This is a genomic window from Spirosoma daeguense (assembly GCF_054776875.1).
This window is the reverse complement of the sequence record NZ_BAAHBF010000002.1, coordinates 770,029-794,157: the sequence shown is the minus strand read 5'-3', so window position 1 is coordinate 794,157 and position 24,129 is coordinate 770,029. Positions and strand designations below refer to the sequence as shown.

Below are 24,129 nucleotides of genomic sequence, written 5' to 3'. Positions count from 1 at the left end.
CGTAGCATCATGCCAACCTTATCGACTATTACGTTATATGCGGCTGCCACGACAACGGCGCTCATGGCTGGACTTTTTTACGCGTATGCCTGCTCCGTCAATCCCGGCCTGAACCGCCTTTCGGATGAGGCTTATCTGAGTGCTATGCAATCGATCAATCGGGCGATTCTAAATCCGGTTTTCTTTCTCTGTTTTCTTGGTGCACCAGTGTTGCTGCCACTGAGCACCTGGCTTCAATTTAGCCAGCCACTGACGCTTCGTTTCTGGTTATTGCTGATTGCTTCGTTTGTGTATGTGATTGGTGTATTTGGCGTAACGGCAGCGTGTAACGTACCGATGAATGAAGCGCTGGATGCATTTAACATTCAGACAGCATCGGCCGAAGAAATCAGCGCGCAACGTGCTACGTTTGAGAAGCCCTGGAACAACTGGAATACGGTGCGGACCGTAGCGAATATCGTTGCATTACTGTTAGTTTTGGGTGCCTGCCTTTCGCCAAAAACGGAGTAAGCCAAACAGCTTGGGACAGGAATGGTTAATGAGAATAAAACCTGAATGTATGGAAACAGGCAAGCATGATGAAACGGGTATTCACTACGTCAGCACAGGGAATCAGGAGCCTACGCTTTTATTCGTACACGGCTCTAATATCGACTTAATGTACTGGGATGCCCAGATTTCCTACTTCAAAGATCGGTTTCGGGTTGTTGCGATTGATTTGCCGGGGCATGGGAAGTCGACCCAAAATCGGGAACATTGGTCCATGACGGGCATGGGTGAAGACGTTGCTACGTTTATCAAAAGTAGGCAACTAAAGCAGGTGATTCTGATTGGTCATTCAATGGGAAGCGATGTAAATCTGGTAGCTGCCACTACGTACCCGGAGCCTGTTATTGGTTTTATTGTGGTCGATAATTTTAAAAGTGCCGGTCAGCCTCTACCCGACGAATACCAGCAGCAGAGCGCAGAAATTCTGAAAAATCTGCAAACAGACTTTGCCAAAACCAATGAAGACTATGCGCGGATGGTGCTGCTCACCCCACAAACACCCGATAACGTAGCGAATCGGGTTGTTACTGATTATCGGGGAGCGTATCAACCGATGGCAAATGAAATGCTGAAAGAGGTGTTTACCAACGGCTATACCGTTGAGCGCGACAGATTGCCTTTGCTTCCCTGCAAACTGCATCTCATTAACGTCGATTACATGCCAACTGACGAAAAACCACTGCAACAACTCGCGAAGAATGGCTACGAAGTACATCACATATCCGGTACCAGTCATTTCCCGATGATTGAAAAACCAGACGAGTTTAATGAGATTTTAGATAAGACAATAGCTGAAATTCTTCAGCAATAAACGATTTAATACCCCCAGCCCAAAACTATTATTTTGGGCTGGGAAAAAGTTGCCTGATCTATTACAGGTTTGTCGTTAAACGCATTAACCAGGCCGTGAGTAAACCTCCGTATGTACCTAACACATGGCTCAAAACGGCTAGTAAGACACCGACGGGAGCAAGAGCTGGATGAAAAATAGACGCTACAGCCGGAGCCGTCGATACACCGCCAATATTAGCCTGACTACCAACGGCGACAAAAAAGTAAGGGGCACGGATAATTCGGGCGGTAACGAGCATGAACAGGATGTGAATCAGCATCCAGATAACGGCTACCAGAAACAAGCCCAGATTGCCACCAAGGTTTGACAGATTCAGCCGCATGCCGATAGTCATAATCAGGAAGTAGACAAAAAGGGTCGCTAAATCGGTGGTGCCGAGTTTTTCGAGTTTCCGCAATCGGCTGAACGACAGGATGATACCTAACGTAGTAGAAAGAATAACGACCCACAGAAAATTGGACGTAAATGGATCTAAACCATACGTAGCAAGTGATTCTTTGTAGGGTTGAAGATTTGTCGACAGTACGTAGGCTAAGGCGTGGGCTAAAGCTCCTCCTCCAAAACCCAGCGCCAATATAGTGCTCATATCCAGTAAATTGGCAGGCCGGTCGGGTTCTTCTTTATAAGCTAGAATACGTTGTTTAACTTCCTCAACAGAACTTGTATCGGCACGCAGCCAACCGTCAATTTTCTCACGATAAGCCGCTCCGTAAATCAGGCAAGCTGTCCAGCTTGTCGACACAACAGCGTCGACCACCAAAATAATGGCAAAGAGTTCTTCGGAGCAGCCGTATATTTCTTTCAGCGCGAGCTGACTACTGCTGCCGCCGATCCAGCTTCCCGAAATCGTAACCAATCCTTTCCAGTATTCCTGCTTGATAGCTTGTTCCCGGAAATCCGGCAGCAACCACATCACCAATCCGAACGCAATCGGAGCGCCAATGATAATTCCGGCTGTGCCCGACAGAAACGTAATAAGGGCTTTACTGCCAAGCCGCAAAATAGCCCGTAAATCAGCGGTAGACGTGAGTAATACCAATGCGGCCGGTAAGAGATAGTTCGTCGATACTTTATATAGACTCGACTCTTCGCCGGAAATGATGCCAAAACTATTCAAGCTCGCCGGAACAATATAACAAAGCAGAAGTGACGGTACGTAGGTATAAATCCGCTGCCAGACAGGGTGTTGCGATTGAGAGGTCTGAAAAATAAAGGTTAACAATACTAAAAAAATACCCAGAATAATCGCGTCGTTCGTAATGAGCGGCATAGGAGGGGAATGAATAATGGACAATGTAAAATGAAGACTGAAAAATGGACGATGTACAAGGGACTAGCTGAGCGAATCCATATTGTTCAGTATCCATTTTATAGAATTCATTAAAAACCAGCCGCTTGTCCGTCTTTTCGGGATTCGGTGGCACCGTGATAGATTTTATTCTTCGCGTCGTACATAATCGCTTGATAACCACCGTATCCGCCGAGTCCATAGCCAACTTTATGCCCTTTGCGCATCAAATCGCGGATGGTTTCGTAAGGATAGCCGGATTCCAACGTTATCTGGCCTGAATCGACCATTTTTTCGCCGGTAGGTTCTGAAGAGCCAAGATGATCGATACGTGGAGCGTCGCCCGCTTCCTGTGGATTCATACCGTAATCGATCATATTCATCAGGATTTCGACATGACCCAACGGCTGAAAACTACCGCCCATCACGCCAAAACTCATAAAAGGCTGTCCATCTTTGGTTACGAAAGCGGGAATGATAGTCTGGAAAGGGCGTTTATGGGGAGCATATGTATTGTTTTGGCCTTCGTACAGACTATAGAGTTCGCCCCGATCCTGAAACATAAAACCCAGCCCATCGGCCACCATCCCCGAGCCAAAACCCCGGTAGTTACTCTGAATCAGCGATACCATATTTCCTTCTTCATCGGCCACAGTCAGGTAAATGGTATCACCTTGTTTGAGGGCCGGATTACCAGCGTCAACGCGACTGGCAGCTCGATTTGGGTCGATAAGTTTCCGTCGTTCAGCCGCATATTCCTTGCTGATAAGTTCGTTAACCGGAATCTTGGCAAAAGCCGGGTCGGCATAGTACTTAGCCCGGTCTTCGAAAGCCAGTTTCTTGGCTTCTACAAATAGATGGATGTGTTCGGGGCTTCCCCAGGGTGTTTTCGAGAAATCGTAACCTTCCAGAATGTTCAGCATCTGCAACGTAGCAATACCCTGACTGTTTGGCGGCAATTCCCAAACGTCGTAACCCCGATAGTTGGTCGAAACAGGCTCAACCCACTCTGATGTATGATCGGCTAAATCTTTGGCACTCAGATAGCCGCCCACTTTTTTCATAAACGTATCGATGGCCTGAGCAATTTCTCCTTTGTAAAATACGTCGCGACCACCTTTGGCAATTTTCTCCAACGTAGTAGCCAGATTTGGGTTTTTGAAAAGTTCGCCCCGTTTAGGTGCTGCGCCAGTAGGTGCATACGTTTCTTTTACGTTCGGATATTTACTAAATCGGCTTACCATTGTAGCCCAATAAGCAGACGCTTCATCGTGAACGGGATAGCCGTTACGTGCATAATGAATGGCGTGCGAGAGAATTTTGGGCATCGGGATTTTGCCAAACCGCTTGTGCAATTCAAACCAGCCATCCACACAGCCCGGAGTCGAAACAGGTAGCGGTCCATCGGAAGGTATATGGGTTAAGCCACGTTTTTTGAACTCGGCCAGCGTTAACGAATACGGCGACCGACCTGAAGCGTTCAAGCCATACAGTTTTTTGGTTTTGGCATCCCACACAATCGCGAATAAATCGCCACCGATGCCGTTTACGTGTGGTTCCACTACGCCCTCCATCGCATTGGCGGCAATGGCTGCGTCGATGGCATTCCCACCCGAACGTAGTACGTCGATAGCGGCCTGTGTCGATAACGGATGTGAGGTGCAGGCCATACCACGTTGCGCCATCACGACGGAACGAGTTGCGAACGCTTTACCAATGATTCGATCCTGTCCGAAAGTTGGAACAAGTAGGGTGAGAAGGAAATAGGAAGAGAGTAGGATTTTTATCATAGCAAGGTTGTATCACGCTTAAAAGTAGAATGCCACAACGTAGTAGGCTGTGGCACAAGATAACCAATATGTTTTCTCCTGTCAATCCTGTTAAAGAGAAAGACTGTCTGGTAATTTTCGTCGATTACGTGCTTGTTGCCAGATAAAATAGACAATGGCGCAGATACAAAGTACCGAAGGTAATATCTGGCTGTACGGTTTATAATCAGGCAATACTGTACCTGCAAATGCAGAAAGAATAGCACTATAGGCCGACAGCATTTTGTAAATATGTTCGTAAAGCCACCAGCTTTTGAGTCGGTTATATAACCAGAAATACTTGAGTAAATCATAGCAGCCAACAAGTGTTAGCGCCGATAAAGTTGAATATATAACCGATGGCGACCAGTTGCCACCTGCCAGTTGCATCGAATAGACATACATACATCCAGCAATTAATACGGTTATTGTAATCAAGGCATCTAGTGCTGAGCTTTTGCGTTCCCGGAGTCGAACAGTGCGGTAGCCGGAATAACCAACGTAGCCACCTAACAGGGTTAGCATCAATAAAAAAGGACTTGAACGAAAGAAAAGAATCCCAATGAGTGCCGTTCCGACCACGATGCTCAGACAATACAGAAAGTAACGCCCGAAGCGAACATGGCGCTGAGAACTATTCTGGTAAAAAAGGGCAATTAACCCAATGAACAACGCAATAGTACCAAAGGCTATATGCGTGACAATATTAAACGTATGAAGTGTTTGCATGAGAACCGGCTTTGGGATTTGTACGTTGCCGAAGCCGGTTCAAAATTGATTGTGAAAAATTGATCAGGATATGTAACAGTGACCAGATGATTCTACCAGTGACGAAAGCCGTTTGTCACGGAATCGATGGTTGAACCAGTTTCAATAGGTAAATTGCTCAATGAAACGTCCACGACTTCTGGATACTATCATCATTCGTAATCTATTGGGCTTAGGCGCTCTGTTAATCGCACATTACCTCGCCGACGTATACGCGATTGGTCAACGTCCCGGATTTTCCAAACTATCGCCTTATTTCTATTTGCTGTTACTATATGGCTGGATCGTTTTTCATAACCGGTTCTTATTTGAGCGGCTATTTCAACGGGATAAAAAAGCGCTTTATGTTGGATGCCTGTTTGTGCTGATGACGCTCGGTTCGTTCAACATGAATTTTGTGTTGCATACCGAGTTTAACATCGACCATTCATTGCCCTATCTGGTCAATTTTTGGGTCTATACCGTTACGGGGCTTGGCGTGTACATCACCTATCAGTATTTACGACCACATTCCGGCCCAGAAACTAGTAAGCAGCCGCTGGCAACTATACCCTCGCAAACTGATGAATTTGGAGCCTTTACTTGTATGGTTGACGGGTTTCGTGAAGAAATTCCTTATCACGATATTCAGTATATCGAAAGCTTGGAAAACTACCTGAAAATCATTACGAAGCGAAAAGTATATGTGACCCGACTGACGATGAAAGAAACCGAAGAACGGTTACCAAAGCGTCAGTTTATTCGTATTAGCCGGTCGTGTATGGTGCATTTGACATGGGTAGACAAACGCGAATCCGAGGCCTTTTGGATTGGGGCGAAAGAGCTACGCATTGGTCGAGTCTATAAACGCTACGTAGTGGAGTTGTTGGCTGGAGAGGTGAATTGAGTATCACGCTTTCCTATTGACCGACATCACGAAAGGATAAAACAAAAACATCCCGAAAGTTCTGAACTTTCGGGATGCGGATACAGACTACTAGTATGGCAGAAAAGACAGTGGTTCTAGCGCGTTACTTCAGGCGTTGGCTCAACCGTTGTTAAGCCCAAAACTTCGCTGGTATGTCGACGCAACTGCTGACCTAATTCTGGATTTAGGGCCAGAATCTGTCCATAGCTTGGAATCATTTCTTTTAATTTCTGTTGCCAGGCTTCTGACGCAGATTGCTCTGGAAAACAACGTTTTAACAGGTCGAACATGATTGAAACGGCGGTTGAGGCTCCCGGCGAAGCACCCAACAAGGCTGCGATACTACCATCGGCCGCACTAACTACCTCAGTGCCAAACTCTAGAACGCCACCTTCTTCCTCGTCTTTCTTGATAACCTGTACGCGCTGACCAGCTATTTCGAGTTCCCAATCCTCCATTTTGGCGTCAGGATAATATTCCCGCAGCGCATTGAGCCGATCTTCGGGCGATTGCATCACCTGCTGAATCAAATAGCGCGTGAGCGGAATGTTGTGCAAACCAGCCATCAGCATAGGCGCCATATTGCTCAACTGAATGGATTTAGGTAAATCCATGTACGAACCGCTTTTGAGAAATTTAGTCGAAAAACCAGCATACGGTCCGAAGAGCAGTTCCTGCTTTCCGTCGATAACGCGCGTGTCGAGGTGAGGAACCGACATTGGTGGTGCACCTACCGACGCTTTTCCGTAGACTTTAGCGTGATGTTTTTCAATTACCTCCCGGTTGACACACTTGAGCCATTGGCCACTCACTGGGAAACCTCCGAAGCCACGGCTTTCGGGAATGTCCGACTTTTCGAGCAGACGTAGCGAACCACCACCCGCGCCTATAAACAGAAAATCGGTCTGGACTTCTTTCTCCTGATTGGTCGTTACGTTCTCCAGCCGGATTTTCCAGCCACCCAGCGATTTCGACCGCCACAAATCCCGCACTTCATGCGCAAAAAACAGCCGAACCCCCGGCATATCGCTCAACCGACGGAACATGGCTCGCGTCAGCGCACCGAAATTAACATCGGTACCAATGTCCATGCGGGTGGCAGCAACGGGTTGAGCCGGGTCGCGGTCTTCCATAACCAGCGGCATCCAGTCGGTCAGTTGCGCCGGATCTTCGGAATACTGCATGCCATGAAACAGGTAATTCTGCTGAAGCGTATCGTAGCGTTTGTGCAGATAAGCCACATTTTCGGTACCCCAGACAAAACTCATGTGCGGAATCGACCGGATAAAATTCGGTGCATCATGCAGAAAATCCTTCTCGATCAGATAGGCCCAGAACTGCTTCGATTGCTCAAACGATTCGGCAATTTTGATGGCTTTCGTTACGTCGATGGAACCATCCTCTTTTTCGGGCGTGTAGTTTAATTCGCAGAATGCCGAGTGGCCCGTTCCGGCGTTATTCCAGGCATCCGAACTTTCGGCGGCTGCGCTGTCGAGCCGTTCATAAATATCAATCGTAATGTCAGGTTGCAGTTCTTTCAGCAGCACGCCCAACGTAGCACTCATAATTCCAGCCCCAATCAGAACAACATCGGGTCCTTTCTGGGTAGCTTTTTTGCGTTTCGCCATGATTATTGATTGGCAGGTATGTATTCGATTAAGCTACAAAAGTACTAGATTGATTGGTTCCATCCGTTAACTGGATGTTATACCGAAGTTGGTTACTACGTTGCCCAGCTTACTTTTTGCTGGAACCAGTCTTCTTCCGTTGGCCGAGTATCTTTTCCAGACACTTAACTGTTATCAGATAGGTTGGTTTAACGCCTAACGTACCGAGACTGCCCGATGCCAATGTAGCGCCGGTTAATAACGGGTTGTCAGATGCGTAGTAAGCGTAACGTACCTTCACATCGGCCGAAATACTGCCGCGAATTTTAGCCTGTGCCTGAATCGCTTTCTGATAATGAGTACCTTCCATTTCCAGCCCGATGGCATCCCACGACGAATTACGGAAGTAGCTGAGTACGTCTTTGTTCTGTAACGACGTACCAAGAACAGTTATCATGGCGCCTTCATATACACCAAGTCCGTGACCTTCAAAATCTTCCTTGCTGAAATCATTGTCGAGTGGGTAGTTGTCGGCAGTACCTTCGAAAATATGGGAAGTCGGAATCATCAGATCGCCTTTGTCACCCGTCAAAATACCCGCTTTGCCGATAACCGAAATCGATGCTACGTTCAGTGTAAACGTATCTGTGCCGTTTTCGTAAGGTTTCAGCAACTCGTCCATCGTTTCGAATGCCTGTTCGCCAAACGCATAATCCATCACCAGCAACAATGGTTGGGTTGCCTGAATGGCGTCAGCATCGTGTTTAATTTCAGACGACAACAACGTAGTGTCAATACGCGCAGTATCAAATAGTTGAACGAGTAAACTGGTTCCGGCAATGTCTTCCAGTACGTGCATGCCGTGTTCTTTTGCATAGCTGGTAACTTGCCTGCGTAACTCTCCTTGCGACGGCTGACTTAATTTCAACGCCAGATCGTACAAACTATCCCAACTGGTTGTTTCGGCCAGTGCCGCTGGTGCGTAAAGGCAGTTCATTACACTGTGCGGATTGGCGCTGATGATGTGGATGGGCCGCTGATGAAGATTCTGTTCGCGAATGTATTTTTTGATACGTGTGGCCCAGCGTTCGCCATACAAATGCTGACCGATACGTTCACGTAGCATGGGCGTAAAATTGATTTCGCGGTCGGTCTTTGCTTCGCGTAACTCACTGATCGACACGCTGCCCAGACCATATACAATCTGAAATAAGCCACTGTTGGTTCCGGCTGTCTCTTCGAATCGGTGGTAAGCTTGCTGGGTTTCTTCAAACGTACGGCCCAGAATAGAACTCAGATACGTAAGAGCTAATTCGCGCTCATCTTCCGATACATTCCCGCCTGATTGTACAATGGCTTCCAGCTTTTCCCATTCACGGCTTCGGCTGCCCCGTTCCTGAAACGCGTTTCGCCGAATCTTGTCGGCTTCCATAAACATAAAGGTCAGGTGCGTCAAAATATCGTAGATTTCGCTACGTCCGTTGGTCACCTCAATCACCATCTGTTCAGCGTCGATGCGGTAACAATTTCGGCGACGTTTGGCGGGCACCAATACCGGAAAATGCGAATGCTCGAAACCTTCGCGGGAAGCCAGCGAAATAATCCGGCTGGACTCGATTCCTTTAGGCAGTCGATCCATTACGTAGACAAGTCCATCAAGCTCAACCCGTTGCGGGTCGCCAACGAGCCCGTAAATTTCGGGTTGGAGTGTTAATAGTGCCCGACGAATTTCTTCGCCTGATACACCCGACGGCTTATAAAATCCCCGATTGAACAGATGCCGCATCGTAATATAAAGACGTTCAATTGCCACGCGTGACTCCTGAGCACGGGTAAGTGGAGGAGATGGATCAAGATGCATAAATTCTAAAATAATGTAGGTTGCTGCAAAGGTACGTGGTGTGTGGCAAAGGGCATAAAGGGAGGAGGATTGCCGGGATGGTTGTGTCGAATTTTGGGCTTTGCGTTTTGAATAAGCGAATCTGTATTGGAAACAGTTAACCTAAAACTATTTTTCTGGGTACTTTTGGCGCATGAAAAGCTTACTGCTACGTGTTGTTTGGTTGGGGTTATGCTTATTGATTTTCGGCCAGTCGGTTTGGGCGCAGCCTTTACCTGCTACGTCTCCAATGTCGGAACCAGCCGGTATTCGGGAGGGGCGATTTATTGGCGTAGTGGCCGGAACAGCCGCATTTTATATTGTTACGTTGCTGATGCTCAAGAAGCAGTGGTATAAGAAACGAGTACCTTTCCACAGTTTTAACGACAATGGCGAATGGCTACAAATGGACAAAGTAGGCCATGCGGCAACAGCTTATTGCATGAGTCGTGGTGGTTATGAGCTGATGCGCTGGAGTGGGGTGAATGAGCGGGCCAGTATTCTGACAGGTGGACTTCTGGCATTATTGTTTCAAACAACACTGGAAGTTTATGACGGACATGCGGAAGGATGGGGATTTTCGAAAGGTGATATGCTGGCTAACGTAGCAGGGACGGCACTTTTTGTTGGGCAGCAATATGGCGCTGGGCAGCAGGTTGTCAATCTGAAGTATGGATTTCGAAAAACGATTTTCCCGCCCTATCGTCCAAATCTTTTGGGGAAAACCACAGGCCAGCAGATGCTTAAAGATTATAATGGGCAACAGTATTGGCTATCGGTCAATCTGGCGTCAGTGTTGCCGGTTGGGCCGTCGTTTCCGCACTGGCTCAATCTGGATATAGGCTACAGCGGATCGGGTATGATTGGCGGGCATGAAAATCCGCGTGTGCAAGATAAGGATGGGAAAGACGTAACGTTTAGACGATACCGTCAGTTTTTTCTGTCGCCCGATGCCGATTTATCACGTATCAATACGTTCTCTCCATCATTACAGCGGTTTATTGGTACGGTTCAGTTTTTTAAAATACCAGCTCCTTCGCTGGAGCTTAACCCCGTAAATGGGTTACGATTTCACCCACTTATACTTCCCAAAGAATAAAAACCGAACGTAGCTTAAATTACTACGTTCGGTTTTTATGGTTTCCTAAACTTCTGTATTACAGACGTCCTCCACCAATATCGAAGCCAAGTTTAATACCTAGGTAAGCATTTTTACTTTCGATAGTCGTATTCGAAATTTTGCTTGTACTCGTTGGTACAGCATTATATTCAGCCGCAATAACGAAGTGCCCTGCTTTCAGACCTGCCCGAACCATTCCGCCAAATTTATTTTCGCCGACCAACGTAACGTCTTGTGGGCCTTGTCCATCCACAACGGTGATAACCCCACCGGAAGCCACACTGAATAATCCAGCTCCCAATCCTATAAATGGACGTGCGTTGCCGGAGCCAAACAGGTAATTGCCCGTTACTAAATACGAACCAAAGGCGCCTACTTCACCACGGGCAGTATTGCCACTGCTAACAATAGCACGGGCCACAACTGCCCACTCTAACCGCAGACCTAAATCAAGATTGTCGGAGACACCGTATTTAGGTTCGACAGCAAATAAGACACCACCTGATACGCCCGATGCAAGCGGTTTTGCTATGCCAAGCGATACGTTGACTTTAAACGGCTTAAATTCCTGAGCTGATGCTGATAATGCCACCAGTATTAATAATGGCAGGAGTAAGTTTTTCATAAAAATGATAATAGAAAAAAGATTCACCGTGAATCAGGCACAAACGTACGCTATTTTCCTAGGTCAATCAATTTGTATCCTTTATTGCGATTTAATGGCCTTTTTAGTTTGATAATAGTTATTTGATTTCGCCAGGAATGACCATAATTCCTTTTTGCCGATTGTCACGTAGTACAGTAAGTTGAACTGACCGACCAATCGTATCGTCGGTAAGAAGTCGGTGCAAGTCGTCTACGGTAGCAACCGGGTGATCGTTAAAACCGACAATGATATCCCCTTGCTGGAGTTCGCTGTTATCCGCTACACCATCAGGTTCCACACTGGCCACCATGACACCTGTATTTACCGAAAGATGATTATACTGTTTAATACGTTCGGTCAGGTTAATTAACTGACCAGCAATGCCCAAATAGCCACGACGCACTCGCCCGTGTATAATTAATTTACCAGCAACCAAAGCCGTAAGATTTGACGAAACAGCGAAACAGATACCCTGTGCGGGTAAAATAACGGCTGTATTAACCCCAATAACATCGCCATTGGAATTGACCAGTGGCCCTCCCGAATTGCCCGGATTTAATGAAGCATCGGTTTGAATAACATCATCGATCAGTCGACCGGATTCAGAACGTAGTGTCCGGCCAAGTGCACTCACGACGCCAGCAGTTAGCGAATATTGAAAACCGTAGGGATTGCCAATAGCAATAGCTATCTGCCCAACCTGAAGCTGTTTCGAATCGGCAAAGCGAATGGCTTTCAGACCATCGGCATATATTTTGAGAACTGCAATATCAGTAGCGGGATCACGGCCGATCAATGTAGCGTCAAATTCTCGCGAATCGGGTAACGAAACGAGGATTTTTGACGCGCCAGCCACTACGTGGTTATTGGTAATAATGTAGCCGTCGGTCGATATAATAAACCCGGAGCCAGTACCTCCAGCAGATTCACCCTTTCCAGGAAGTTGACGAGGGGGTATATTTTGACTTGACTGGGGTACACGACCACTCGTTTTAATTCGCACAACTGACGAACTAACCCGTTTGGCAACGTTGACTACGGTGTTTGAATATGCATCAAGCAACGTAGCATCCGAAAAATTTGAATTTTCTGACTGTTCTGAGAAATCCGAAAAGGTGGTGAATTGCGTATACATAGTATTTGTGAACAATTTTTGTGAAAATGAGTTACCACATGATTCGTTCCAGCCAGTGTTAGGTACTTTTATGTTTACGTTTTACGCCATTTTGTCATTTTTAAACCGTTATGTACTTTCGCATTACGTTACAAAAAGACGGAAGAATTTAATTTCGGTTAAAATGGCAGTTTAACGCATGATGTTCGAAGAGTATCTGATACAGAAAAAAATTGATGCGGTACGGTTTCGAAATGAAGAACCAGACCGATATATGGAGTGGCAACGTGAATTTGAGCAGATGCATCCCGAAAGCTTCACCGTTCAGAAGAAATTTCTTTTGAATGATACCCGAAGGAAGTATCTTGTCCGTTGAAAAATATATTAAACGGTCTGAAGGCCAGATCGGGTCCAAAAAAAAATTAAAAAGATACTATTATAAATGGGTCTCACATTGGGGGAATTACGTGGCATGAACGACTCTGTGCTAAATGCCCTGAAAGCGCAAGGTATTAGTGATGCCGACATGCTACTGGAAGCCACTAAAACACCATCTGATCGTAAATCACTTTCATCGATGAGTGGTGTTGATAGTAAAGTTATTCTGGATTTGGCTAACCGGGCCGACCTTGCCCGTATAAAAGGAATTGGTAGGGTATATAGTGATCTGATGGAAGAAGCAGGTGTCGATACGGTTAAAGAACTGGCACAACGAGTAGCTGCGAATCTGCACGCGAAACTGATCGAAATAAATAGTGTTCGGCAGTTTACACAACGGCCACCTTCTGTGGAGCAGATTGGCGATTTTATTGAGCAGGCCAAGAACTTGCCACGGATGCTCGAATATTAAAAAAAGGGGGAGAGATACCCCCTAAATTTAGTTGTCAGTGAGAATTGGCTTTCTAGTATAACCAGCGGCTTGCCTATAGTCGCTGGGAAGAATTCCATATTGGTTTTTGAAACATTTCGAGAAATACGAAGCTGTATTGAAACCAGCAATAAACATAATTTCTTTTACACTAAGGTCGGTGGTTTCCAGTAATTTATGCGCTCGTTTCAGCCTAATGCTCCGAATAAATTCATTAGTCGATAGGCCCGTCAGATCTTTAAATTTAAGGTAGAGGTTACTACGGCTCATTCCCAATTCCTTCACCATTACGTCGATATTGAACTCCGTGTCCATGATGTGGGCTTCAATAACTGTCATTGCTTCGTTGAGAAATGTTTCATCGGCCGAAGTAACTTCCACATCTTTGGGCTCAATCGTTAATTCTTTCCGGAAATGCTGCTGAAGCCTGCGCCGATACGTCAGAATATTAGTTAGTTTCGCGGCTAGCAGTTCGATCGTAAACGGTTTTGTAATATAGGCATCGGCCCCAGTTTTCAGAGCCTTTATCCGACTGGTTTCATCGGCTTTTGCTGTCAGAAAAACGATAGGTATGTGATTGAATGCCTTGCTCGATTTAAGCCGCTGGGTAAACTCAAAGCCGTCCATTACGGGCATCATAATATCGCTCACAATAACTACGGGCATTTGCTCTTCCAGCTTGTCGAGCGCATCTTTTCCGTTGATTGCTTCGATGATGGTAAATTCATGACTAAGCCCTTGACGGATAAATATGCGCATGTCGGCATTGTCTTCTACCAGTAATAAAAGCGGTTTATTTAGATTTGGAAGTATCGGCGTTACGTCGAAAGGTTCTTTCTGCTCTTCGAATTCTTCGGTTTGGCTCGCCGACCAGGTCATCGGCAAAGACTCTGGCTCGTCAGCCAATGCAGTTGCAGGAAGCCAATGATCGTTTGCATACGTAGCACGGTCGGTGGGAATATCAACGATGAACGTAGCACCCACGGAGTTCGATTGGTCGACGTATAAATGCCCGTGGTGAAGTTCTGCTAAACTCCTGCTTAAAGCTAACCCAATACCTGCCCCTTGTTGATTTCGGACATTTCCTGACTGGCCTTTAAAGAATTCTTCGAAAATCTGTTGAATTTTTTCGTCTGGTATACCGGGTCCATTGTCGGTTACCTTCATACGAACGAGCGGGGCAGTATTATGCTGTTGGTTTTTGAGCCCTGCCGGATCGTTTTCTAAGCTCAACTGAATATGTATCTGCCCATGTTCGGGTGTAAACTTCAGGGCATTTGACAGTAAGTTATTAATAATCTTTTCAATGGCATCTGGGCTAAAAATAGTCTGAATGGTTTCTGGATAGGCCTCGATTGAGAGATTAATATGCCGTTTTTGTGCCAGAAATTGAAATGGATTAGCTGCTTCTCGAACGAATGTTACCAGATCGCTTTCTAAGACCTCTAATACGGCTTTCCCCTGCTCAAGACTTCTAAAATCCAGTAATTGAGTTACTAACCGCATTAGAAAACCTGAACTTTTTTCCATGAGCGTATACTGTTCCTGTCGTTCGTCAGAACGAAGTTTTGTATCATGTTGCGCTAAATAATGCAGCGGCCCTGTAATTAAGCTAAGTGGAGTTCGAAATTCATGCGAAATGTTGGTGAAGAATTGCATTTTCATCTGATACACTTCTTCCGTTTTTTTCTTCTCCAGATTTTCGACCGCTAACCGATGTTTTTCATTAGCCCGGACGAGGCTAAATTTCAGATAGGCATAGATCAGGCTACCAACGAGTAGCATGTAGAAAATATAGGCATACCATGTTTTCCAGAAAGGAGGAGCAACCGTAATTTTAATACGTGTAGGGTTGGCAGACCAATATCCATCATTATTGGCCGCTCTGACTTCAAATACGTACTTGCCAGGAGAAAGATTGGTAAAATCAGCATAGCGTTTGTCGGCGGTAGTGTAAATCCAACGCTTATCGTACCCCAACAGACGATACGAAAATTGGTTTTTTTGCGGAGCATTAAAGTGGAGAGCGTCGAATTCAAACGAAAAGCTATTTTCCCAGTGTTTTAGTTGAATATCATCGGTTACAGAAACGTCTTTTGGGAGGATAACACGACCATAAAATACGTCTCCTGGGTTAACGATTTTATTCCAAACCCAGAATTTGCTTAATACAACACGTGGCAAAATGCGATTCTCCTGAATTTGGCTTGGATGAAATAGACTGACACCGTTTATGCCGCCAAATAACATATAGCCATCGCTACGTTGGAGATAGGCTAAGTCCTGAAATTCATTTGCCTGAAGTCCGTCATAGGCATTATAGGTTTTAAACAATCCATGTTCTGGTTTAAAACTAGCCAGCCCCCCATTAGTCGAAATCCATAAATTACCAGTCTTGTCTTCCAGAATTGCTTTTATTACGTTATTAGGTAAGCCATTTTCGGTTGTATAAGACTTAAATTGCCCATTACCCAGATATTGACAAAGGCCACCTCCATAGGTACCGATCCACAATCTACCTTTCGAATCTTCGAAAATTGGCAGAATGTGATCATGTGGTAGGCTTGTCAGATTATTTGGTTCACTTTGATACGTGATGAATTGGGGAGAAGGATTGCCCAATTGTGCAAAAGGCAAATAACATAGCCCATTTGTTGTACCGATCCACAAATTTCCCCGACGATCCTGAAAAACTTTTCGAATGGTGTTAATCGGTAAATGGCTTGAGCTATTCGCTGTGTAGTGGAATACAGTGTCTTGTCCAGTAGTTATTCGTTTATAAACACCTTCGGAGTGGGCACCGTACCAGATTTGCCCCTGACTATCCTGCATGATAGCATAGATAACGCTGGGTAGTTTCTTGTTGTAATGAGCCTGATACGTTGTCTGTTTTTGGGTTATGTCGATTTCATAAATGCCTTCCTTGTGCGACATACCAACATGAATGTATTTGCGCCCATGGATATGTACTTCGGCTATCGAAACAGGTGTTTCGATTTGAGGAATATGTCGAAATGAAGCATACGTACCGGTATTTGTTTCTTTAGAGAGATAATTGAGCCCACCGCCGTAGGTACCCATCCAGGTTGTTCCGTTACTATCTTCAAAAATAACCCGGACGTTATTATGGCTTAAGCTTCCCTGCTGAGCATTACGTCTTATGTGATAAAATTTTTTGCGATTAAGGTCTATTTTACTGATTCCACAGCCCAAAGTGCCCACCCACAGCACATTCGTTTTGTCGATCAGTAGTGAATTAATCATGTTAGTCCGAAGGCTATTGGGGTCAAGTACGTTCGATGTGTATAATTCGGTTTGCTGAAGCGTAAGCTGACCTGTTGTCTGTTTAAGAACCGAGAGGCCGTTGGTGTGGCCTGCCCAGACATCTCCAGAAGGTGCAACACAAATTGTCGTAACGTTTTCATTTAGCACACGGGTAAATGGTATGTCTTTTTGCGTACTGGAAGTTGATATATAACTGGTAAACAGTCCTTTGTCTGTACCAGCCAGCAAGTTATTGGATTTGTCGCGGGCTAGTGTTTTTACCAGAAAGCCATTCAGTCCAATATAGTGAAGTGCGAACGTAGCGTTACGTTGGTTTTCCTGAATCTTATATAAACCATGGTTGCCTTTACCAATTAGTATACTTCCATCTGTATCTTCCCACAATGCATGGATGCGGTCAGCCCATTTGCCACCGCGCTTCTGTGGCAGAGCTATAACGTGACGAATTTTGGGCTGATTGTTATTTAGATTGAGCGTAATTACATCCAGACCGGCTTCGCTAACTACCCAAATACGCCCTTCACGATCGGCTAGAACCGACAGAATAAAATCATTGGCGAGACTGGATGCATCTGTAGGAACATGTCGATAATTCGTAAAGGTTTTGGTCGATTGGTTAAATCGACTTAGCCCATCACTAGTACCAATCCAGAGCGATCCGTCGGGAGCTTCGCTAATTGAGCGTATTGTTGTGCCAGTAATAGTTTGATTATCATTTTTTTTCGGCCGAAATACTTCAAACGAATAGCCATTATAGCGATTCAGGCCATCGTATGTAGCGAACCATAGATACCCTCTTCTGTCCTGACATATATCTAGAATACCATTTTGCGACAATCCCTGTGAGCCTGAAATGTGGTCGAAACCGGTTTCAATCTGCGCCATTAGTGACTTAGGAATTGCCAGTAAGCAAAACATCAGAAACCAGCTAGTAACCGTTGGCATATGAATCGAAAATCTATTGCACATGCATTTTTAATGTATAAAGTAACTTTTATGCTACTGAAAGTGGATAAATTAAGCTGAAAATTTCAGCAGGGTGGGTAAAATTAACTATTTGTTGTAATCATTTAGCGATTTATGGTACAAGTTAATAAACACATTGGATACATTTGCGGAGAATATTTAAATTATTAATGATTTTAATACAATTAGTATTTTGATGGTAGTAAACAACACAGATGCGGAAAGTTGCGTAAGCGAAGAAGTGTATTCAGTATACATTGATAATTAATTAGTTAATTAATATCGTTAATCTGAATCAGCTACGTCGTTGTACGCAAAGACGAATTTGTTGCTACCAACTTACCTAGTTGTAGTGAATAAGACTATGGTTATGCTTACTTCATTAACAGACGAACAGATGATTCGTCAATATTTATCGAGTCAACCCGATGAGTGCTTTAAAGTAATTTACAATCGGTATGTAAAAAAAGTATATCGGCGTTGCCTCTCAATGACCAAAGATTCGGCTAAAGCGCAGGATTTCACACATGACATCTTCCTGAAAGTGTTTGATAAATTGGATCGGTTTCAGGAACGTTCAGCGTTTTCCACCTGGCTTTATTCAATAGCTTACAACTATTGTTCTGATCAATTACGTCAGGCTAAGCGTTTTCAACTGAGTACAATGGATGAGAATTTACCCTACGCTTCGACCGAAACAGACGAATCGCAAGTTCATGAAGAGTCAATTCAGTTGGTAAACCGGCTTATGCTGTCATTGTCGGATCGTGAACAGGCTTTGCTACGTTTAAAATATGAGGAAGGGGTAAGTATTGAAGAATTAGCCTTGAAATACGAAGTGTCTGAAAGTGCAATAAAGATGAGGCTTAAACGGGCTCGGCAGAAAGTGCAGACAGTCTATACGCAACAGTACCAATATTTGCATTAAACAATCAAATGGTTGGGCAATTTGTGCACCTATAAGACAGAAAAATAATATACTACCAACAAGCCCATATTTTGAGTATGGGCTTGTTGGTGCAAAAGAGCCTAAAAATGAATAAATCGGAAAATTTATAAATAAACATGGGTTACTTTTTTTGATATGTAGAATTAATGTGTGGCTCTAAAACATCCATCTAACTAAATTTTTATAATAATGGCAAAATCTGCGTTCTTCCTTCTCGCAATGATGGCTTTAGCAACAGCTTGCTCGAGCACTAAAACTGAAACAACCGAAACAACTACTACGGTAACGGATTCGACTGCAACCATGAGCACAGATTCTACTACAACTAGTGATTCGGCTTCGACCATGTCGACTGATACAACCAAGAAAGATTCGATCAAATAGTCGATTTTTCTGCGTATTAACGAGAACGGCCCGCCAAATAGCGGGCCGTTCTCGTTAGTGAAAGTCTATTGTATAGGAAATTAATAGGTTAGCGGGCCGTCAAGTCACTTGCCGCTTTTTCATCGATTAGCCAAATCAGATCACCATCTACCGGTTTGATTACCTGGGCCGGGTATTGGTTTGGCATATAGGGACCTTCAAGTATTGCTTTAAGTGGTGCCGCTTTTTTAGGCCCTGCTACCAGAAAAACAATGCAATTAGACCGATTGACTAGCGGGGCCGTAAGGGTTAGTCGAAACATACTTTGCTGTTCCAGATAAAAGGCTTTGGTCCAGGCTGTATCTTCATGAACAACTTCCGTTCCCGGAAAAAGAGAGAGGGTATGCCCATCATCGCCCATACCCAGCAGAACCAAATCGAACGTAGGACCACTGTTGCCAAAATACGAATGTAGAATCTGGTCGTAATCAGCGGCTGCTGCTTCAGGCTCGAGATCGGTTCGCCAGACGTGAATTTGATCTTCCGGCGTGTAAACATGCCCTAATAACGTATCGTAAGCCATTCCCGCATTATTCTGTGGGTCATCGATGGGTACGTAACGTTCATCGCCCCAGAAAAAATGAAGATCAACCCAGGGAATCTGCTCAGCATAGGGCGATTTGGCCAGCAGCTCATGCAATGCCTTGGGCGTACTGCCTCCCGACAACGCAATAGTAAACCGATCCTTCGTTTTTAATACGTCCTTGATGCGTTTGGCAATGAGATTGGCTGCCGTTTTTGCCAGATCGTTCGGGTTTTTGGTAACGATGAGTTCCACAGGGTAATAAAGTTTTTTAACTCAGAAAACTTATTGAATGAAGTCTTCCCGCATGGGTGTAAATAAATCGACCAGAACACCTGCTTCTATACAAACCGCCCCATGCCGAACATTAGGCGGAATGTAATAAGCATCTCCTTCACGCACCCGGCGGGTTTCTTCGCCAATCGTGATATCAAACGCACCACTGGCAATGTAGCTCATCTGGGTGTGATAATGACTGTGGGGCGTACCAACACCTCCCGCTTCAAACGCTACCTTGACCATCATCAGGTTGGCGTCATACGTCATAATTTTTCGTTTTACTCCTTCCGCTACCGATTCCCAGGGTAACGCTGGATCGTCAACAAAAAGGGTTTGAAATTGAGTAGGCATATTATTTCATCATCCATTGAAAACCATCTTTCTGAACCAGTTGATCGGCGGCTTCGGGGCCCCAGGTGCCGGGTGTATAGTTTGGGAAATCAGGTGTTTCGGCCTCCCAGGCATCTAGAATAGGTGTTACAACTTTCCAGGCGGCTTCAACCTGATCGGCACGCATAAACAACGTAGCATCGCCCGTCATTACGTCGAGCAGCAGCGTTTCGTAGGCTTCCGGTTCCTGACCTGCATACGTATCTTTATAGCTAAACACCATATCGACGGGATCTATCGCCAGCGTTTGTCCCGGTCGTTTGGCCTGAAAACTCACGCGAATATCCATTGCTGGCTGAATACCAATAGTCAGTCGGTTCGAATGCCAGTTTTGTGTGGCTTCGTCAGGGAAAGCGTAGTCGGGGGCTGGCTTGAACTGAACCGTAATGACCGTTGCTTTCTCCGGTAATGATTTTCCAGTACGTAGGTAAAACGGTACGTTCTCCCAGCGCCAGTTATCGACATATAATTTGACTGCTGCAAACGTTTCGGTAGCTGAATCCGGTTTAACGCCTTCTTCTTCCCGATAACCAGGGATATCTTCACCGCCGACCTGTTTTCCTTTGGTTTTGCCGGGGCCGTATTGCCCACGAACCGCTACGTCTTTTACCTGTTCGGGTTTGATTCGGCGGATGGCGTGCAGTACGTCTACTTTTTTGTTACGTACCTCGTTGGCATCAAATGAAATAGGCGCTTCAGTAGCCACCATGCACAACACCTGAAGCAGGTGATTCTGGATCATGTCACGAAGGGCGCCTGAGCCTTCGTAATACCCACCACGTCCTTCGAGACCTACCGTTTCAGCCGCCGTAATCTGCACGTATTCAACGTAGCGTCGGTTCCAGATGGGTTCAAAAAGAGAGTTGGCGAAACGTAGTGCGAGAATATTCTGAACGGTTTCCTTACCCAGATAATGGTCAATTCGGTAAATCTGCTCTTCGGCAAACAAGCCTCCCAACAGCAGATTTAACTCCTGTGCCGTTTTAAGATCATGCCCGAATGGTTTTTCAACCACAATCCGAACGCGGGATTTGTCGCCACAGAGCGGTAATTTGCCCAGATTTGTGGCAATATCAGGGACGAGCTGCGGAGCCACTGCCAGATAAAAAATTACCGATGGCTGTTCTCCCCATTCCTTATGTTTTTCGCCAACAAAGTCGGAAAGCTTCGAATAGGCCGATTCATCACCGGCATCCATCGATAAATACGTAATCGAAGGTGCAAAGGCTTCCCAGGAGTTGTTAAGGTCGTTTTTACGTCGTGAAAACGATTGAATTCCTTCGGATAACCGCTCCCGAAACGACTCATCCGTATAATTACTACGTCCTAACCCAACAACCGCTAAGCGTTCGGGCAGGTAGTTATCGAGGAACAGGTTATACAACGCGGGCGTGAGCTTGCGAAGATTCAGATCGCCACTACCACCAAATATAAATAGAATGGTAGCCGACGGACGCTGATTGGTAGCTGGAATCATGAGTTGTTGTATTGACGGCTGCAAATTACCGACCGATGATTTCCTGAACAAGTTTAGGCTGTTAAGTTTCCGGTTAAGCCTCGATTCTAGTACTTTTGAGCGTTATTTTATTTGATTTCTGCTACTATGAAAATTGCCATTGGCTCCGATCATGCCGGTTTCCAGTACAAAGAAGCCATTAAGAAAATGCTTATCGACCTCGGTCATGAGGTAATTGATAAAGGTACCTATGCCGCTACGCCGTCTGTCGATTATCCAGTTTATATCCGTCCGGTGGCAGAGGCTGTTGCCGCAGGCGACGTTGAACGGGGAATTGTGTTGGGTGGTTCGGGCAATGGTGAAGCCATTGCTGCCAACCGGGTTCGGGGCGTTCGGTGCGGCTTGTGCTGGAACGAAGAATCGGCCCGTCTCTGTCGGTCGCATAACGACGCTAACGTAATTTCGCTGGGTGAGCGGATGATGTCGGAAGAAACGGCGTTGAAACTGGTTCAGATCTGGCTCGAAACACCGTTTGAAGGTGGCCGCCATCTGACCCGTATTAAGCAACTGGATACGTATTAAAAGTGATGAGTGATAAGCGATAAACAGTTCTCCAGTGCAGTAGGCTGGCGCACTATTCATTTTTAATCGTTTATCACTCATCGATCATCGCTCATCACTTTTTATGCACATTCTCTGGCAATACCTGAAGCCTTATCGCTGGCTTGCCTTACTGGCTTTGGTGCTGGCTGGTATGGCTCAGGTACTTGCGCTGATCGATCCAATTATTTTCGGTAAAATCATCGACGAATACGCCACCAATCCCGGTACGAAAACGGAAGATGAGCGCGTATCGGGCGTGCTGAAATTGCTGGCAATTGCAGTGAGCGTAGCTATTCTTTCAAACCTGATAAAAGCGTTTCAGGAATATATCACCCGACGGGTTGTGCAACGGTTTGGGACCGACATTTTTAACGATGGGCTAAAACAAACCCTACGATTGTCGTATCAGGAATTTGGCGACCAGAGCAGCGGTGCTACGTTGTCGATATTGCAGAAAGTACGTACCGATACGGAGAAGTTTATCAATTCCTTTGTCAACGTACTGTTTTCGTCGCTGGTGGGTATGGGGTTTCTGATCTGGTACGCCATCACTAAACATTGGGCGTTGATTCCGGTATTTCTGATTGGCGTATTAGTGCTTGGAGGCCTGACTGGATTACTTAGCCGTGAAATCAAAACAACCCAACGGTCGATCAATCGCGAAACGGCGTTGTTGTCGGGCGTGATTACTGAATCACTACGTAATATCGAACTGATTAAAAGTCTGGGACTTACGTTTCCAGAGATCCGTCGGATGAAAGAGTTGACCGGACGGATTTTTGAGCTGGAAATGCTGAAAGTTCGTCGGGTACGTTTGCTCACGTTCTGGCAAAGTACTACCCTGAACCTATTGAAACAATCCGTTCTGTTTACATTGCTGTGGCTCATTTTTCGGAACGTACTAAGTCCCGGAGAATTGATTTCGATGCAGTTTATTTCGGTATCGATCTTCAATCCCTTGCAGGATCTGGGAAATATCATTCTGGCGTATCGGGAAGCGGAAGCCGGTCTGAACAGTTTCGGTACGTTAATGGCGAAACCAATCGAACGAAATCCCGAATCGCCGGTCGAAGTAGGACCAATTGAACACCTGCGATTTACCGACGTAGTGTTTCGGCATAAAGGAGCCAGCCAAAATGCCATTGATGGGGTTTCATTCGAAGCGTCGCTGGGTGATACCATTGCGTTTGTAGGCCCGTCAGGATCGGGTAAATCGACAATGGTGAAATTGCTGGTTGGCTTATACCGACCTGTAGCGGGCGAGATTTATTACAACGATATTTCAACTAAAGACCTGCGGTTCAATCCCATGCGTCGGCAGATCGGGTTTGTTACGCAGGACACGCACCTGTTTTCGGGCACCATTCGGGAGAACCTGCTTTTTGTAAAACCCGACGCTACCGAAGCCGACATGCTCAAAGCGCTCGATCAGGCTGCCTGCGATTATTTGCTGGCTCGGTCTGAAAACGGACTCGATACGCAGATCGGTGAGGGTGGGTTGAAAATGTCGGGGGGCGAAAAACAACGGTTGTCGATTGCCAGAGCGTTGGTTCGCCAACCACGCCTGCTGATTTTTGACGAAGCTACATCGGCACTGGACTCGCTGACAGAAGAAGAAATTACGGATACGGTACGTAGCGTATCGGCGCTAAACTCGCAGATTACCATTTTAATCGCTCACCGTCTTTCGACCATTATGCACGCAACCACGATTTTTGTGCTTGAAAAAGGCAAAATTGTGGAGACGGGTACTCACGAGGTGTTGCTTGCCCAGAAAGGGCTTTATTACGCCATGTGGCGGCAGCAGATTGGAGAACGGAAAACAGAAATTACGACAATCGCTTAACC

20 protein-coding genes are annotated in these 24,129 nt (G+C 45.6%); 9 read left to right on the top strand and 11 right to left on the bottom strand.

Annotated elements, in window-relative coordinates:
* Window positions 1-9: 9 nt before the first annotated feature.
* Together ACYVD4_RS08060 and ACYVD4_RS08055 are read left to right on the top strand one after the other, a co-directional pair.
* Window positions 10-510, top strand: coding sequence for an anthrone oxygenase family protein (locus tag ACYVD4_RS08060; protein ID WP_460944235.1), 501 nt, complete (start codon window positions 10-12; stop codon window positions 508-510).
* Between the two features lie 49 nt (window positions 511-559).
* Window positions 560-1,360 (top strand): alpha/beta fold hydrolase, encoded by an 801-nt coding sequence (locus ACYVD4_RS08055; protein ID WP_460944233.1) that lies wholly within the window; start codon window positions 560-562, stop codon window positions 1,358-1,360.
* A gap of 61 nt (window positions 1,361-1,421) precedes the next feature.
* Here ACYVD4_RS08055 and ACYVD4_RS08050 read toward each other — a convergent pair whose 3' ends face one another.
* The 3 genes from ACYVD4_RS08050 to ACYVD4_RS08040 all read right to left on the bottom strand — a co-directional run bounded on the left by ACYVD4_RS08050 (window position 1,422) and on the right by ACYVD4_RS08040 (window position 5,227).
* A complete protein-coding gene (locus ACYVD4_RS08050) occupies window positions 1,422-2,672 on the bottom strand; it encodes a DUF819 family protein (RefSeq protein ID WP_460944231.1) in 1,251 nt (416 codons plus the stop codon).
* Window positions 2,673-2,782: 110 nt separating this feature from the next.
* Window positions 2,783-4,480, bottom strand: a complete 1,698-nt coding sequence (ggt, locus tag ACYVD4_RS08045; protein ID WP_460944228.1) for a gamma-glutamyltransferase — start codon at window positions 4,478-4,480, stop codon at window positions 2,783-2,785.
* 90 nt (window positions 4,481-4,570) lie between these two features.
* Window positions 4,571-5,227 (bottom strand): hypothetical protein, encoded by a 657-nt coding sequence (locus ACYVD4_RS08040; RefSeq protein WP_460944226.1) that lies wholly within the window; start codon window positions 5,225-5,227, stop codon window positions 4,571-4,573.
* Window positions 5,228-5,387: 160 nt separating this feature from the next.
* Here ACYVD4_RS08040 and ACYVD4_RS08035 point away from each other — a divergent pair, with 160 nt between their 5' ends.
* Window positions 5,388-6,152: a LytR/AlgR family response regulator transcription factor gene (locus tag ACYVD4_RS08035; RefSeq protein ID WP_460944224.1), complete on the top strand. Its 765-nt coding sequence runs from the start codon at window positions 5,388-5,390 to the stop codon at window positions 6,150-6,152.
* A 116-nt stretch (window positions 6,153-6,268) separates the two neighbouring features.
* On the opposite strand, the gene ACYVD4_RS08030 is transcribed toward ACYVD4_RS08035, so the two are convergent.
* Window positions 6,269-7,801 carry a malate:quinone oxidoreductase gene (locus tag ACYVD4_RS08030; protein WP_460944222.1) on the bottom strand — a complete coding sequence of 511 codons (1,533 nt, stop codon included), beginning with the start codon at window positions 7,799-7,801 and terminating at the stop codon, window positions 6,269-6,271.
* Window positions 7,802-7,910: 109 nt separating this feature from the next.
* A complete protein-coding gene (locus ACYVD4_RS08025) occupies window positions 7,911-9,641 on the bottom strand; it encodes a DUF6909 family protein (protein WP_460944220.1) in 1,731 nt (576 codons plus the stop codon).
* A gap of 172 nt (window positions 9,642-9,813) precedes the next feature.
* On the opposite strand from ACYVD4_RS08025, the gene ACYVD4_RS08020 reads away from it, so the two are divergent.
* Complete coding sequence (locus ACYVD4_RS08020; RefSeq protein ID WP_460944218.1) at window positions 9,814-10,758, top strand: DUF2279 domain-containing protein; 945 nt, start codon at window positions 9,814-9,816, stop codon at window positions 10,756-10,758.
* Between the two features lie 58 nt (window positions 10,759-10,816).
* Here the strand turns inward: ACYVD4_RS08020 and ACYVD4_RS08015 are convergent, their stop codons facing one another.
* Window positions 10,817-11,404 carry a hypothetical protein gene (locus tag ACYVD4_RS08015; RefSeq protein ID WP_460944216.1) on the bottom strand — a complete coding sequence of 196 codons (588 nt, stop codon included), beginning with the start codon at window positions 11,402-11,404 and terminating at the stop codon, window positions 10,817-10,819.
* Between the two features lie 118 nt (window positions 11,405-11,522).
* Window positions 11,523-12,560, bottom strand: coding sequence for a S1C family serine protease (locus tag ACYVD4_RS08010; RefSeq protein WP_460944214.1), 1,038 nt, complete (start codon window positions 12,558-12,560; stop codon window positions 11,523-11,525).
* A gap of 421 nt (window positions 12,561-12,981) precedes the next feature.
* Between ACYVD4_RS08010 and ACYVD4_RS08005 the strand changes: the two genes are divergently transcribed.
* Entirely contained in the window at window positions 12,982-13,389 is a 408-nt protein-coding gene (locus tag ACYVD4_RS08005; RefSeq protein ID WP_460944212.1) for a DUF4332 domain-containing protein, read from the top strand.
* Window positions 13,390-13,416: 27 nt separating this feature from the next.
* Here ACYVD4_RS08005 and ACYVD4_RS08000 read toward each other — a convergent pair whose 3' ends face one another.
* Window positions 13,417-17,637: a hybrid sensor histidine kinase/response regulator gene (locus ACYVD4_RS08000; protein WP_460944210.1), complete on the bottom strand. Its 4,221-nt coding sequence runs from the start codon at window positions 17,635-17,637 to the stop codon at window positions 13,417-13,419.
* A 391-nt stretch (window positions 17,638-18,028) separates the two neighbouring features.
* On the opposite strand from ACYVD4_RS08000, the gene ACYVD4_RS07995 reads away from it, so the two are divergent.
* Both ACYVD4_RS07995 and ACYVD4_RS07990 read left to right on the top strand, forming a co-directional pair.
* Window positions 18,029-18,586 carry an RNA polymerase sigma factor gene (locus ACYVD4_RS07995; RefSeq protein WP_460944207.1) on the top strand — a complete coding sequence of 186 codons (558 nt, stop codon included), beginning with the start codon at window positions 18,029-18,031 and terminating at the stop codon, window positions 18,584-18,586.
* 210 nt (window positions 18,587-18,796) lie between these two features.
* The gene (locus ACYVD4_RS07990; protein ID WP_460944205.1) at window positions 18,797-18,991 is read left to right on the top strand and encodes a hypothetical protein; all 195 of its coding nucleotides are present in this window, start codon (window positions 18,797-18,799) and stop codon (window positions 18,989-18,991) included.
* 88 nt (window positions 18,992-19,079) lie between these two features.
* On the opposite strand, the gene pgl is transcribed toward ACYVD4_RS07990, so the two are convergent.
* From pgl to zwf, 3 genes are read right to left on the bottom strand one after another with little or no spacing between them, the layout of a single operon-like run.
* Entirely contained in the window at window positions 19,080-19,808 is a 729-nt protein-coding gene (gene pgl / locus ACYVD4_RS07985) for a 6-phosphogluconolactonase (RefSeq protein WP_460944203.1), read from the bottom strand.
* 30 nt (window positions 19,809-19,838) lie between these two features.
* On the bottom strand, window positions 19,839-20,183 hold the full coding sequence (locus ACYVD4_RS07980) for a cupin domain-containing protein (protein ID WP_460944201.1): 345 nt from the start codon (window positions 20,181-20,183) through the stop codon (window positions 19,839-19,841).
* A gap of 1 nt (window position 20,184) precedes the next feature.
* A complete protein-coding gene (gene zwf, locus ACYVD4_RS07975) occupies window positions 20,185-21,699 on the bottom strand; it encodes a glucose-6-phosphate dehydrogenase (protein WP_460944199.1) in 1,515 nt (504 codons plus the stop codon).
* A gap of 126 nt (window positions 21,700-21,825) precedes the next feature.
* Here zwf and rpiB point away from each other — a divergent pair, with 126 nt between their 5' ends.
* Both rpiB and ACYVD4_RS07965 read left to right on the top strand, forming a co-directional pair.
* On the top strand, window positions 21,826-22,260 hold the full coding sequence (rpiB, locus tag ACYVD4_RS07970) for a ribose 5-phosphate isomerase B (protein ID WP_460944197.1): 435 nt from the start codon (window positions 21,826-21,828) through the stop codon (window positions 22,258-22,260).
* Window positions 22,261-22,363: 103 nt separating this feature from the next.
* Window positions 22,364-24,127: an ABC transporter ATP-binding protein gene (locus ACYVD4_RS07965; protein WP_460944195.1), complete on the top strand. Its 1,764-nt coding sequence runs from the start codon at window positions 22,364-22,366 to the stop codon at window positions 24,125-24,127.
* The last annotated feature ends 2 nt before the right edge of the window (window positions 24,128-24,129 follow it).

Bases quoted from the DNA above. Each gene is read 5' to 3' on its own strand.
- ACYVD4_RS08005 (WP_460944212.1), top strand. From the start codon at position 12,982: ATGGGTCTCACATTGGGGGAATTACGTGGCATGAACGACTCTGTGCTA.
- ACYVD4_RS08015 (WP_460944216.1), bottom strand. From the start codon at position 11,404: ATGAAAAACTTACTCCTGCCATTATTAATACTGGTGGCATTATCAGCA.
- ACYVD4_RS08030 (WP_460944222.1), bottom strand. From the start codon at position 7,801: ATGGCGAAACGCAAAAAAGCTACCCAGAAAGGACCCGATGTTGTTCTG.
- ACYVD4_RS08010 (WP_460944214.1), bottom strand. From the start codon at position 12,560: ATGTATACGCAATTCACCACCTTTTCGGATTTCTCAGAACAGTCAGAA.
- rpiB (WP_460944197.1), top strand. From the start codon at position 21,826: ATGAAAATTGCCATTGGCTCCGATCATGCCGGTTTCCAGTACAAAGAA.
- ACYVD4_RS08000 (WP_460944210.1), bottom strand. From the start codon at position 17,637: ATGCCAACGGTTACTAGCTGGTTTCTGATGTTTTGCTTACTGGCAATT.
- ACYVD4_RS08020 (WP_460944218.1), top strand. From the start codon at position 9,814: ATGAAAAGCTTACTGCTACGTGTTGTTTGGTTGGGGTTATGCTTATTG.
- ACYVD4_RS07995 (WP_460944207.1), top strand. From the start codon at position 18,029: ATGCTTACTTCATTAACAGACGAACAGATGATTCGTCAATATTTATCG.
- ACYVD4_RS07980 (WP_460944201.1), bottom strand. From the start codon at position 20,183: ATGCCTACTCAATTTCAAACCCTTTTTGTTGACGATCCAGCGTTACCC.
- ACYVD4_RS08025 (WP_460944220.1), bottom strand. From the start codon at position 9,641: ATGCATCTTGATCCATCTCCTCCACTTACCCGTGCTCAGGAGTCACGC.
- ACYVD4_RS07990 (WP_460944205.1), top strand. From the start codon at position 18,797: ATGGCAAAATCTGCGTTCTTCCTTCTCGCAATGATGGCTTTAGCAACA.
- ggt (WP_460944228.1), bottom strand. From the start codon at position 4,480: ATGATAAAAATCCTACTCTCTTCCTATTTCCTTCTCACCCTACTTGTT.
- ACYVD4_RS08035 (WP_460944224.1), top strand. From the start codon at position 5,388: ATGAAACGTCCACGACTTCTGGATACTATCATCATTCGTAATCTATTG.
- ACYVD4_RS08050 (WP_460944231.1), bottom strand. From the start codon at position 2,672: ATGCCGCTCATTACGAACGACGCGATTATTCTGGGTATTTTTTTAGTA.
- ACYVD4_RS08060 (WP_460944235.1), top strand. From the start codon at position 10: ATGCCAACCTTATCGACTATTACGTTATATGCGGCTGCCACGACAACG.
- ACYVD4_RS08055 (WP_460944233.1), top strand. From the start codon at position 560: ATGGAAACAGGCAAGCATGATGAAACGGGTATTCACTACGTCAGCACA.
- zwf (WP_460944199.1), bottom strand. From the start codon at position 21,699: ATGATTCCAGCTACCAATCAGCGTCCGTCGGCTACCATTCTATTTATA.
- ACYVD4_RS08040 (WP_460944226.1), bottom strand. From the start codon at position 5,227: ATGCAAACACTTCATACGTTTAATATTGTCACGCATATAGCCTTTGGT.
- ACYVD4_RS07965 (WP_460944195.1), top strand. From the start codon at position 22,364: ATGCACATTCTCTGGCAATACCTGAAGCCTTATCGCTGGCTTGCCTTA.